Consider the following 11,686-nt stretch of genomic DNA (forward strand, 5'->3'; position numbering starts at 1 on the left):
AAAGCTAAGGATTCATGACAGTGGCGAAGATCGAAGATTCCATCGAAACCCCCGAGAACTACAGCACCGAGAGCGAGCAGGCACCTGAGGCTGCTGCAGCTCCGCGGCCCGCACTCTCCGTTCCCGGCGCAGCAGTCGGACGCCGCAAGCAGGCAATTGCCCGCGTGCGTCTCGTTCCCGGCACGGGAAGCATCACGGTCAACGGCCGTGAGCTTTCCGACTACTTCCCGAACAAGCTCCACCAGCAGCTCATCAACGACCCGTTCACTGTGCTCGAGCTTTCGGGCAGCTACGACGTGATCGCCCGCATCTCGGGAGGTGGCCCCTCGGGTCAGGCCGGCGCACTGCGTCTCGGCATCGCTCGTGCGCTCAACCAGATCGACGTTGAGAACAACCGCGCAACCCTGAAGAAGTCCGGCTTCCTCTCGCGTGACGCACGCGTCAAGGAGCGCAAGAAGGCTGGACTCAAGAAGGCCCGCAAGGCACCTCAGTTCTCGAAGCGCTAACCACGGAGGGTTCGACTCTCCATGGCTCGTCTGTTTGGAACTGACGGCGTTCGCGGACTCGCGAACGGTGTTCTCACAGCCGACCTCGCTCTCGGCCTTGCTCAAGCTACCGCAGTGGTGCTTGGGCAAGGCCGAAGTGCTGAGGTCAGGCGTGAAGAGGGCAAGCGTCCTGTCGCCGTCGTCGCCCGCGATCCGCGCGTCTCCGGCGAGTTTCTCGCCGCTGCCGTCTCGGCTGGTCTGGCATCGAGCGGCGTCGACGTGCTCGACGCCGGCGTGATCACGACGCCCGCCGCTGCCTTCCTCGTGCAAGACATCGACGCCGATTTCGGCGTGATGATCTCGGCATCCCATAATCCCGCGCCAGACAACGGCATCAAGATCTTCGCGCACGGCGGAACGAAGCTGCCCGACATCGTCGAGGAGCGCATCGAAGAACACCTCGAGACTGAGCAGCTCATGCCGACCGGTGCCGACGTCGGTCGCATTCAGCGGTTTGCTGACGCCGAAGACCGTTACCTCATTCACCTGCTCGGCAGTCTTCCCCATTCGCTTGACGGCGTGCACGTGGTGATTGACTGCGCGAACGGCGCAGCGGCTGGGGTCTCACCGCAGGTATTCTCGGATGCCGGTGCCCGGGTGTCCGTGGTCGGAAACGATCCGGACGGCATCAACATCAACGACGGCGTCGGTTCGACGCACATCGACAGTCTGGCTCGCACCGTCGTCGAGCTCGGCGCCGACGTGGGAATCGCTCACGACGGTGACGCCGATCGCTGCCTCGCCGTTGATGCGAACGGCACAGTCATCGACGGCGACGTCATCATGGCGATCCTCGCCGTGTCGATGAAGGAGCGCGGGAAGCTCGTGGACGACACACTTGTCGCAACGGTGATGAGCAACCTCGGCCTGCGTCGCGCGATGGAGGAGAACGGCATCTCGATGCTTCAGACGAAGGTGGGCGACCGCTACGTTCTTGAGGCGATGAACGAGAAGGGCTATGCCCTCGGCGGCGAGCAGTCCGGCCACGTGATCATGAGTGAATTCGCCACGACGGGCGACGGCATCCTCACCGGGCTTCACCTTGTGAGCGAGATGGCGCGCACGGGCAAGACCCTCGCGGAGCTCGCATCGGTAATGACCGTGTACCCGCAGGTGATGATCAACGTGAAAGACGTTGATAAAACGCGTGCGCACTCAGACGAGAACGTGATGCTCGCCGTTGCTGAGGCCGAAGGTCTGCTCGGCGAGACCGGGCGCGTGCTGCTTCGGCCCAGCGGAACCGAGCAGCTTGTGCGTGTGATGGTCGAAGCCGCCGACCACGACACAGCTGATCGCATCGCCGACCAGCTGGCCGGTGTTGTGCGAACGCACCTCAGCATCGCCTGACGATAGCTCTCACAGCACGTGGGCCCGCATCCAGTCGGAGGCGGGCCCACGTGCTGTTCGTGAGAGTCGGCGCAGATTAGAGGTCGCGGCGGCTGGAGCCAACGACGTCGCCGGCCTTCCAGTCCTCCCAGCCTTCGCGTCCGGCCATGAACTCCTCAATCTCTTCCTTCGTCGCCTCGAGCTTCGGATCGTGCTTGAGGTAGTGCTTTGTCTCCCGGGCAACGAGGCCAGAAAGAATCAGCAGACCAAGCAGGTTCGGCAGCGCCATGAGCCCGTTCATGACGTCGGAGAACGCCCACACCACGCCGAGCTGCACAGTGCAGCCAACGAAGACGATCAGCGAGAACACGATGCGGAACGGCATCACGGCCTTGCGGCCGAAGAGTCGTTCGATGTTGCGCTCACCGTAGTACGACCAGCCGAGGATCGTCGAGAACGCGAACATCACGAGGGCTATCGTCACGACCCAGTGGCCCCATTCGCCGGGAAGCCCGTTCGTGAACGCCTCTCCCGTCATAAGCGCCGCAGAGATCTGCTCGCCTGTTTCGGGGTCGACGGCTTTCCACGCTCCGGTCGTGACGATGACGAGACCGGTCATGGTGACGACGATGATGGTGTCGATGAACGTCTGGGTCATCGATACGAGGCCCTGACGGACCGGGTGGCTCGTCTGGGCCGCCGCCGCAGCGATGGGAGCCGAACCAAGGCCGGATTCGTTGGAGAACAGCCCGCGGGCGGTTCCGTATTGAATCACGATGATGATCGCAGAACCGGCAAATCCCCCAGCCGCGCTCGTTCCCGTGAACGCCTGCGAGAAGACCTCGCCGAGGGCAGCGGGCAGCTGTCCGACGTTGACGATCAGAATGTAGAGAGCAGCGGCAACGTAGAAGATGATCATGATCGGAACAAATCCGGCGGTGACACGGCCGATTGATTTGATCCCGCCGACGAGCACGAGCAGCGCGAGCACAGTCAGCGTGACACCGGTCACCCACGTGGGCACGTTGAAGCTTGATTCCACGTTCGACGCGATGGAGTTTCCCTGCGTCATGTTGCCGATACCGAAGCAGGCGATTGTCGCGAAGATTGCGAACATCAGGCCGAGCGTCTTGCCCAGCGGGCCCTTGATGCCGCGCGCGAGATAGTATTGCGGCCCGCCCGACTTCTCGCCTGCGGCATCCGTTCCCCTGAATCGAACGCCGAGGTATGCCTCCGTGTATTTCGACGCCATGCCAACGAGGCCGGTGACCCACATCCAGAAAAGGGCGCCGGGCCCGCCGATGGCGATGGCCGTGGCAACACCGACGATGTTTCCCGTTCCCACGGTTGCCGCCAACGCGGTGGTCAGCGCCTGAAATTGCGAGATATCACCTTCACTGCCCGCATCTTTGCGTTTCAGGATGCCGAGGCGCAGCGCGGCACCGAGCTTGATGAACTGCAGCCCGCCGAGCCTGATTGTGAGATAGATTCCCGTTCCGATGAGGAGGGGGATGAGGACGAACGGTCCCCAGACGATTCCGCTGATGAATTTCAGGCCCTCTTCAAACCAAAGCAAGTCCATGCTTCTCCCATCTGTGCGTCAGTGCACGATGGCCCCCATCCTATGGGGCAATGAGAGCCCGCCGGAAGAGCTTTATGCGCGTGCCGCGCGACGTGATTTCTGCCACGCCCAGAACCGCGACAGCATCCGCTTCAGCCACCCGGAGAGGCGCCGGGCCCACCGAAACTCGGTGCCGAGAATCGCCAGACCGAGAAAGACAATGAGCCATCCCGGCCCGGGAAGCGGCACGAGAACGAGCCCGAGAAGGACGATAACAGTACCGAGCGTGCCGATCGTCACACGATAGGCGTGGTGAAGACGAGGATGCTTCACCAGCCACCCGCGGATGCGTCGCATCAGCCGCCGCGCCGGGCGGTCGGGATTCTCCGCGCGAACGATATCGCGAGAGATCTCGGTCTGGTACGTCATGTTCGCCAGAGTAGGGGCGGATGCTGGAGATGCCCCGAATGCTCGATCAGATCTTGCGCAGCAGAACCTTGCTCACCGTGTGGTCGCGCTCTTTGCGCAGGACGAGCTTGGCGCGGGCGCGAGTGGGGCGGATGTTCTCGCGAAGATTGGGTTCGTTGACTTCCGTCCAGAAATAGCGCGCCTTGTCGCGAGCCTCCTGCTCGCTCAACTCGGCGAACACGTTGAAATATGAGTTGGGGTTGCTGAATGCTCCCCGCTGCAGTGTCATAAAGCGCTCTTCGAACCAGTGCGCAATGTCATCAGTGCGCGCATCCACGTAAATGCTGAAGTCGAACAGATCGGCGATCGTGAGGTGACCGGCGAGTGCCGGCTGCAGCACGTTGAGCCCTTCGACGATGAGCACATCGGGGCGGCGCACCACAATGCTCGCGTCGGGAACGATGTTGTACTGCATGTGCGAGTAGAACGGCGCGCGCACCTCGTCGGCACCCGACTTCACTTCGGTGATGAAGCGCAGCAGCGATCGGCGGTCGTAGGCCTCGGGAAAGCCTTTGCGATGCATGATGCCGCGGCGCTCGAGCTCTTCGTTGGGATAGAGAAACCCGTCTGTCGTGATGAGCTCGACGCGGGGAGTGTCGGGCCAGCGCGCCATGAGTTCGCGCAGCAGTCTGGAGACCGTTGACTTTCCGGCAGCGACCGAGCCCGCGACGCCGATGACGAACGGCGTGCGTGCCGAGGACTCGCCGAGAAACGATTGGGTTGAGTCGTGCAGCTTCTTCGCATTCGCCACGTACAGGCTGAGCAGACGGCTGAGCGGCAGGTACACTTCGGCGACTTCTGCGATGTCCATGCGGTCGCCAAGGCCCCGGAGCTGCACGATCTCAGCATCCGTCAACGGGTTCTGCATGTTCGGTGCAAGACTCGCCCAGCGTGCGCGGTCGATCTCGACAAACGGCGTTGTGTGCACGGGGGTTGAACCGGTGGCTGTGCGACTGAGCGACATGTGACCACATTTTACGCAGGTTGCGCCGTGGATTCGTTCCGCCGGCACATCGCCCGTCTGTTGTATCGTGCTCTATTCACGTCGTGCTATCGGTGTTATTGTCCGAATTGACGGCGGCAACACAAGGGCCACGGCCGTGGTCGGAGGGGGAGCGGTCGTGCTTGACACGAACACCGACGGAGTCGATCAGCGCGTCTCGACAGGTGAACTGCCCAGTTGGGAACGCGTCGACGAACGTGTCTTCGAGGCGTACGAACGAAACATTGCCGATGACCGCGGGCACGTTGCCGACTACATTCCCGAGCTTGCCGCAGCCGATCCGGCTCAGTTTGGCATTTGCATCGCGGATGTCGACGGCGGCATCCACATGGCGGGAGATGCCGAGGTCGAATTCACCATACAGTCCATCTCGAAGGCATTCGTTTATGCGCTGGTCTGCAACGAGTTCGGGCACGCTGACGTTGGACGACTCGTCGGGGTGAACAATACGGGCATGTCCTTCAACTCGGTGATGGCCATTGAACTGAACGATGGGCATCCGATGAATCCCATGGTGAATGCGGGCGCGATAGCGACAACAGCGCTCATGCCGGGGGAGACTCACGCCGAGAAATGGGAGAACGTGCGTACCGGGCTCTCGGCATTTGCCGGCAGGCAGCTGGCGATGGACGGTGACGTCTACCGATCCGAGGCAGGGACCAACACCCGCAACGAGGCGATCGCGAAGCTGTTGAAGAGCTACGGTCGCGTCACTGGAGACTCGACGGGCATCGTCGACATTTACACCCGCCAGTGTTCTCTTCGCGTGAGCGCGAAGGATCTGGCGATTATGGGAGCCACTCTTGCCGACGGCGGGGTGAACCCTGTGACGAAGCAACGGGTTGTTTCACCGATCGTCTGCCGCGACACACTCGCCGTGCTGGCGGCGAGCGGAATGTACGAGCGCTCGGGGGAGTGGATGTTCGAGATCGGATTGCCCGGGAAGTCCGGTGTCTCGGGCGGCATCGTGACAGTTGCGCCAGGAAAAGGTGCACTCGGCACATTCTCGCCCCGGCTCGACTCGGCGGGGAACAGCGTGCGCGGGCAGAAGGCAACTGCCTTTCTTTCACGTTCACTCGGTTTGAATATTTTCGCTTCCGATAGTGAAGGAGAGAGGCATGACGTCTGAGCAGAAGGTTGCGACCGTGGAAAAGGCTTCATGGGCGCCGCTTGTCGGCTTGTTTCTCGCCCAGGTGCTCATGTCGTTCAACGTTGCCGTGCTGCCTGTCTCGCTCGGGGGCATGGTCGAGGACTTCGGAGTGCCGCCAACGGTCGTCAGCTCCACCATCGTCACCTACGGGGTCGCGGTTGCGGCCCTCGTCATGGTCGGGGCAAAGCTGGGACAGCGCGTCGGCTGGGTGCTCATTTTCCGTATTGTCGTCGTGATTTTTGCGTGTTCCTCCGTCATGATGCTCGTGTCACCGAGCGTCGGCTGGGCAATCACCGGTCAGGCTCTTGCTGGAGCGTCGGCAGCGATCATCGTTCCCGCACTTGTCGCGCTCATTGCTGAGAACTACAAAGGAACTCAGCAGGCGACGGCGATCGGATCACTCGGTTCGGCTCGTGCGATCTCCGGGGTGAGCGCGTTCCTGATCGGCGGCGCACTGGGAACGTTTATCGGATGGCGTCCGGTTTTCATCATCGTTTTTGCGCTCGCCGTCGCGGTGTTCTTCTTCAGTTTCCGCCTGCGCAGCGATCGGGGCAATGCCTCCGTGCGGATCGATGCCGTCGGGGCTGTATTCATTGGTGCTGCCATTATTCTGCTGACTGTCGGCTTCAACAATCTCAATGCATGGGGCGTTCTCACCGCCCGCCCGACTGCCCCATTGTCGGTGCTTGGACTCTCGCCCGCGATCGTGATGGTGGTGTTGGGGCTCATCCTCGGACAGTGCTTCTTTCTCTGGACACGGCGTCGCTCGAGGCGCGGCCTCGCACCGCTCGTGAGCCTCGCCGTTCTCGGTTCGAGCAAGGAGCGTGCGGCCGTATATGCAATGTTCATCGTCGTCGCCCTCGAAGCTGCATTGAACTTCACAGTGCCGCTGTACATTCAGATCGTGCAGGGACGCACACCGCTCGATACGTCGCTAGCGATGCTGCCGTTCAACCTCACCGTGTTCATCGTCGCTACGCTCGTGGTGCGGTTCTACAAGAAATACAGCCCGCGCGCCATCGGCGTGTTCTCCTTTTCGTTGACCACGATCGCGCTTGTGTGGCTCGCCTTCGTCGTGACCAACAACTGGGAGACCATTCCCACGATCGCGGGACTGATCGTGTTCGGCATCGGACAAGGTGCGTTGGTGACGCTTGTGTTCAACGTGCTGGTCACTGCTTCCCCGAAGGAAGCCGCGGGTGATGTGGGATCCGTGCGCGGAACGACTCAGAACCTCGCGTCCGCTGTGGGCACCGCTCTTGCGGGAGCGATGCTCGTGACCATTCTTGGCCTCAACATCGGTCAGGCTGTGGCGAACAACGTCGAGCTCCCGCAGAACCTCGTCGATCAGGTAGATCTTGACGACGTCAACTTCGTCAGCAACGATCAGCTGCGCGAGGTGCTGGGCGCAACCGACGCCACTGCGCAGGAGGTGGACCGCGCCGTCGAGATCAACGCCGAAGCCCGCCTGCGCGCGCTGAAGCTCGGCCTACTGCTCCTTGGTGGGATCAGCTCGATAGCGATCGTGCCAGCCACGAGGCTGCCAAAGTATCGGCCGGACGAGATCCCGGCCCCGGACAACGTCGAATCTCGGTAGCACCGAACCGCGTCGCGGGTCGGCACTCAGGAATCTGCCCATAAACTTGTCACCATGTGTGGAATCGTAGGATACGTCGGCAGCCGTGACAGCATCGACGTTTTGATGAGCGGGCTGAAACGGCTCGAGTACCGCGGGTATGACTCGGCCGGTGTCGCCGTTATCGGTGCAGACGGCACGCTGAAAACGCGCAAGCGCGCCGGCAAGCTCGCGGTGCTCGCCGACGACGTTGCTGAAACCGCGATTCCGGCCAGCACCACAGGCATCGGCCACACGCGCTGGGCAACGCACGGTGGTCCCACCGACGACAATGCGCATCCTCATCTGAGCGCCGACGGCAAGCTCGCCGTCATCCACAACGGCATCATCGAGAACTTCGCGGCGATTCGCGACGAGCTCGAAGGCCAGGGATTCACATTCTCAAGCGAGACCGACACTGAGGCGGCGGCGCTGCTGCTCGGACGCGAGTATGCCGAGACCGGTGACCTGCGCGAGGCATTCCAGCGCGTCGTCGGGCAGCTCGACGGTGCGTTTACGCTGCTCGCCGTCCACGAAGACGAGCCGGGACTCGTCGTGGGCGCCCGCCAGAATTCACCGCTCGTGATCGGCCTCGGTCAGGGAGAGAACTTTCTCGGCTCCGACGTCGCGGCGTTCGTCGAGTACACGCGCTTTGCGCTCGCCGTTGGTGAGGGAGAGATGGTCGCCATCACTCCCGACAACGTTGAGGTCACCGATTTCGTCGGCAATCCCGTGCAGTCGACGCCGTTCGAGGTGCAGTGGGATGCCGCCGCCGCCGAGAAGGGTGGCTGGACGAGTTTCATGGCGAAAGAGATCAGTGAGCAGCCGGATGCTGTCGCCAACACGATCCGCGCGCGCATCGGCGCTGACGGTCTCGTGCACGTTCCTGAGCTCGAGGGCCTCGACGAGCTCTTCCGCGACATCTCCCGCGTGGTGGTCGTCGCGTGCGGAACCGCTTCGTATGCCGGCATGGTCGGTAAATATGCAATCGAGGCGTGGACGCGGCTTCCTGTGGAGGTGGCTCTCAGCCATGAGTTCCGGTACAGCGACCCCGTCGTCGATTCCAGCACTCTCGTCGTCTCGATCAGTCAGTCGGGCGAGACGATGGACACGCTCATGGCCGTGAAGTACGCGGCCGAGCGCGGCGCGAAGACGCTCTCGATCTGCAACACGCAGGGTGCGACGATTCCTCGCGAATCTGACGCTGTCGTCTACACGCACGCCGGGCCCGAAGTTGCCGTCGCCTCGACCAAGGCATTTGTCGCGCAGATCACGGCGCTCTATCTTCTTGGTCTGCACGTCGCACATGTGCGCGGCAGCCTGACAAGCGAGCAGATCTCCGACAACACTGCTGAGCTCCAGGCGATCCCTGCCAAGATTGCGGAGGTGCTCACCCAGCACGACGAGGTGGCGCAGCTTGCTCGTTGGATGAGCGACACACGCTCCGTTCTCTTTCTCGGCCGCAACGTCGGCTACCCGATCTCGCTCGAAGGCGCGCTCAAGCTCAAGGAGCTTGCCTACATTCATGCTGAGGGCTTTGCCGCGGGCGAGCTCAAGCACGGCCCGATCGCGCTCATCGAGCCGGGGCAGCCTGTGTTCGTCGTCGTTCCAAGCCCGCGCGGCTCTCAGACAATGCACTCGAAGGTCGTCTCGAACATTCAGGAGATCCGCGCCCGCGGTGCTCGCGTCATCGCGATCGCCGAGGAGGGCGACGTCGCCGTTCTTCCGTACGCCGACACGGTTGTCCGTGTTCCGCTCGCTGCTCCGCTGTTCGAGCCGCTGCTCTGCGTTGTTCCGACGCAGATCTTCGCCATGGAGCTTGCGTCGGCGAAGGGCCTCGACGTCGACCAGCCGCGCAACCTCGCCAAGAGTGTGACCGTCGAGTAGCCATGCGCGAACCAGGTGGTTTCCGATGATCGTCGGAATCGGCGTCGACCTCGTCGACCTCGCTCGCTTCGAGAGAGCCGTCGATCGAACGCCCCGACTGCGTGAACGCCTGTTCGCTGAGAGCGAACGGATGCTGCCGCTGCGCTCGCTTGCCGGGCGCTACGCAGCGAAAGAAGCGCTCATCAAGGCACTCGGCGGCTCCGATGGCGTGCGCTGGCTCGACATCGTCGTCGACAAGACCGACGACGGCGGCCCGTTCTTCACGCTGTCAGGAACGACGGCTGAGGCCGTTGCCGCCCGCGGCATCACTGGGCTGCACGTCACAATGAGCCACGACGGGGGAGCGGCTATCGCCTTTGTTGTGGCAGAGAAAGTCGCGGATCAGACGGTGATACGGGGAGATCGAACGTGAACGCATGGCGCGAAGCACACGTGGACCTCGCGGCGATCACCGATAACCTGCGCTCGCTGCGTGCATCGACGCAGGCGAAGAACGTACTGGCCGTCGTGAAGGCGGATGCCTATGGGCACGGTGCCGTTCCCGTCGCTCAGGCGCTTGCCGACGCGGGCGCCGACATGCTCGGAACCGCCGATATTGAAGAAGCACTTGTTCTTCGCCGCGCCGGCATCGTCGCGCCGATCCTGTGCTGGCTTCACGGGCCCGACGCAGACTTCTCGGCGGCGATCGCCCAAAACGTCGAGGTGGCGGTGTCGAGCGTTGCCCAGCTGAACGCCGTCGCCGACGCCGCGCGGCTCGCCGCGGCATCCGACGTCTCTGTGCAGATCAAGCTCGACACAGGACTCAGCCGCAACGGAGTCGCCCCGGAGGGGTGCGGCGCCGTTTTCGCGCTGGCTGCAGAGCTCGAAGCCGAGCGGCTGATTCGCGTGCGCGGTCTCATGACGCACGTATCCAACACAAGCCCAGACGACGATCGCGCGCAGATCTCATTGTTCACGCGCCTTGTCGACGACGCGCGCGCAGCAGGCCTGCGTCCTGAGCTGCTCCACGCTGCGGCAACGGCGGCTGCGCTGCGCATTCCGGAGTCACGCTTCGACATGGTGCGTCTCGGCATCGGCCTCTATGGGCTCACGCCGTTCGACGACGAGACGAGCGAGCAGCTCGGCCTTCGCCCGGCCATGACGCTGCGCACGCAGGTCGCGGCCGTGCGCCAGGTGCCGGTCGGATCGGGAATCTCCTACGGCTTCACTCACCGCACGGCTGCGCCGACCACTCTCGCCCTCGTTCCGCTCGGCTATGGCGATGGCATTCCTCGCCAGGCATCGAATGCCGCAACCGTCGCGATCGGCGGGCGCGTCCATCGCAACGTGGGTCGTGTGGCGATGGATCAGTTCGTCGTCGACGTCGGCGACACTCCGGTTGCCGTGGGTGACGACGTCGTGCTGTTCGGCGATGCCTCGCGCGGCGTTCCGAGTGCGGATGACTGGGCGCACGCAGCATCCACGATCAACTACGACATCGTCACGGGCATCGGCGCCCGCGTCGCGCGCAGCTATAGGTCCACATGATCGAGGTGCCGTCGACGATCGTGTGCGAGACACCTGACGACATGTACGCGCTGGGTCTCGAGGTAGGCAGGATGCTGCACGCAGGCGATCTGCTGGTGCTCACCGGGCCGCTTGGCGCAGGCAAGACCACGCTCACCCGCGGAATCGGCGAGGGCCTTGGTGTGCGCGGCCCGATTACGAGCCCAACGTTCGTTCTCGCGCGCACGCACCCGAGCATCTCAGGTGGCGCACCGCTCGTGCACGTTGACGCCTACCGACTGCGCGATGCTCGTGAGCTCGACGATCTCGACATCGACTTCGAACGCAGCGTCGTCGTCGTCGAATGGGGGCGCGGCATGCTCGCCGGAATCGCCGCGTCGTGGCTCGATATCGAGATCGAGCGGCCTACCGGTGCTGCCCCCGCCCCGGCCGCGGGCGCAGAAAGTGACACGCCGCAAACTGTCGCCGGTTCCGGCGCCGAAAGCGACAAAAGTTGGGATCTCACTGATAGCGACGATGGTGACGATGGCGCCGGCAACGCAGGTGGGCCCGCCGATGACGCGGCCGACGACGTTGATGAACCGCGCATCGTGCGCATTGCTCGGGTAGCGGAATAGGCTTGTCG

Annotated in this window: 11 protein-coding genes; 8 read left to right on the forward strand and 3 right to left on the reverse strand. The window is 63.2% G+C overall.

The window, feature by feature from the left end:
• Positions 1 to 20 precede the first annotated feature (20 nt).
• Positions 21 to 506 carry a 30S ribosomal protein S9 gene (rpsI, locus tag HCR76_RS03645; protein ID WP_166988321.1) on the forward strand — a complete coding sequence of 162 codons (486 nt, stop codon included), beginning with the start codon at positions 21 to 23 and terminating at the stop codon, positions 504 to 506.
• A 21-nt stretch (positions 507 to 527) separates the two neighbouring features.
• Positions 528 to 1,892, forward strand: a complete 1,365-nt coding sequence (glmM, locus tag HCR76_RS03650) for a phosphoglucosamine mutase (RefSeq protein WP_166988323.1) — start codon at positions 528 to 530, stop codon at positions 1,890 to 1,892.
• 76 nt (positions 1,893 to 1,968) lie between these two features.
• Here the strand turns inward: glmM and HCR76_RS03655 are convergent, their stop codons facing one another.
• From HCR76_RS03655 to coaA, 3 genes are all read right to left on the reverse strand, one after another.
• Positions 1,969 to 3,453, reverse strand: coding sequence for an alanine/glycine:cation symporter family protein (locus HCR76_RS03655; protein WP_166988325.1), 1,485 nt, complete (start codon positions 3,451 to 3,453; stop codon positions 1,969 to 1,971).
• A gap of 72 nt (positions 3,454 to 3,525) precedes the next feature.
• Positions 3,526 to 3,861 (reverse strand): TIGR02611 family protein, encoded by a 336-nt coding sequence (locus HCR76_RS03660; RefSeq protein ID WP_235933927.1) that lies wholly within the window; start codon positions 3,859 to 3,861, stop codon positions 3,526 to 3,528.
• Positions 3,862 to 3,907: 46 nt separating this feature from the next.
• Positions 3,908 to 4,864 (reverse strand): type I pantothenate kinase, encoded by a 957-nt coding sequence (coaA, locus tag HCR76_RS03665; protein ID WP_166988327.1) that lies wholly within the window; start codon positions 4,862 to 4,864, stop codon positions 3,908 to 3,910.
• A gap of 157 nt (positions 4,865 to 5,021) precedes the next feature.
• Here coaA and glsA point away from each other — a divergent pair, with 157 nt between their 5' ends.
• Genes glsA through tsaE form a run of 6 tightly spaced genes read left to right on the forward strand, consistent with a single transcriptional unit; the run spans position 5,022 to position 11,678 of the window.
• Positions 5,022 to 6,032 (forward strand): glutaminase A, encoded by a 1,011-nt coding sequence (glsA, locus tag HCR76_RS03670; RefSeq protein ID WP_166988329.1) that lies wholly within the window; start codon positions 5,022 to 5,024, stop codon positions 6,030 to 6,032.
• Complete coding sequence (locus HCR76_RS03675; RefSeq protein ID WP_166988331.1) at positions 6,022 to 7,650, forward strand: MFS transporter; 1,629 nt, start codon at positions 6,022 to 6,024, stop codon at positions 7,648 to 7,650. The genes glsA and HCR76_RS03675 overlap by 11 nt, the downstream gene beginning before the upstream one ends.
• A 54-nt stretch (positions 7,651 to 7,704) precedes the next feature.
• Complete coding sequence (gene glmS, locus HCR76_RS03680; RefSeq protein ID WP_166988333.1) at positions 7,705 to 9,555, forward strand: glutamine--fructose-6-phosphate transaminase (isomerizing); 1,851 nt, start codon at positions 7,705 to 7,707, stop codon at positions 9,553 to 9,555.
• Positions 9,556 to 9,580: 25 nt separating this feature from the next.
• Positions 9,581 to 9,967: a holo-ACP synthase gene (locus tag HCR76_RS03685; protein WP_166988335.1), complete on the forward strand. Its 387-nt coding sequence runs from the start codon at positions 9,581 to 9,583 to the stop codon at positions 9,965 to 9,967.
• Positions 9,964 to 11,082, forward strand: coding sequence for an alanine racemase (alr, locus tag HCR76_RS03690; protein WP_166988337.1), 1,119 nt, complete (start codon positions 9,964 to 9,966; stop codon positions 11,080 to 11,082). Before HCR76_RS03685 ends, alr begins: the two co-directional genes overlap by 4 nt.
• Positions 11,079 to 11,678 carry a tRNA (adenosine(37)-N6)-threonylcarbamoyltransferase complex ATPase subunit type 1 TsaE gene (tsaE, locus tag HCR76_RS03695; protein WP_166988339.1) on the forward strand — a complete coding sequence of 200 codons (600 nt, stop codon included), beginning with the start codon at positions 11,079 to 11,081 and terminating at the stop codon, positions 11,676 to 11,678. Before alr ends, tsaE begins: the two co-directional genes overlap by 4 nt.
• The last annotated feature ends 8 nt before the right edge of the window (positions 11,679 to 11,686 follow it).

Origin of the sequence: Paramicrobacterium chengjingii (assembly GCF_011751765.2) — a bacterium.
GTDB lineage: Bacteria > Actinomycetota > Actinomycetes > Actinomycetales > Microbacteriaceae > Paramicrobacterium > Paramicrobacterium chengjingii.

What these genes read in the sequence shown, in the direction of transcription:
- glmM (WP_166988323.1), top strand. Translation starts at nt 528, where the DNA reads ATGGCTCGTCTGTTTGGAACTGACGGCGTTCGCGGACTCGCGAACGGT.
- HCR76_RS03655 (WP_166988325.1), bottom strand. Translation starts at nt 3,453, where the DNA reads ATGGACTTGCTTTGGTTTGAAGAGGGCCTGAAATTCATCAGCGGAATC.
- HCR76_RS03660 (WP_235933927.1), bottom strand. Translation starts at nt 3,861, where the DNA reads ATGACGTACCAGACCGAGATCTCTCGCGATATCGTTCGCGCGGAGAAT.
- coaA (WP_166988327.1), bottom strand. Translation starts at nt 4,864, where the DNA reads ATGTCGCTCAGTCGCACAGCCACCGGTTCAACCCCCGTGCACACAACG.
- HCR76_RS03675 (WP_166988331.1), top strand. Translation starts at nt 6,022, where the DNA reads ATGACGTCTGAGCAGAAGGTTGCGACCGTGGAAAAGGCTTCATGGGCG.
- glmS (WP_166988333.1), top strand. Translation starts at nt 7,705, where the DNA reads ATGTGTGGAATCGTAGGATACGTCGGCAGCCGTGACAGCATCGACGTT.
- HCR76_RS03685 (WP_166988335.1), top strand. Translation starts at nt 9,581, where the DNA reads ATGATCGTCGGAATCGGCGTCGACCTCGTCGACCTCGCTCGCTTCGAG.
- tsaE (WP_166988339.1), top strand. Translation starts at nt 11,079, where the DNA reads ATGATCGAGGTGCCGTCGACGATCGTGTGCGAGACACCTGACGACATG.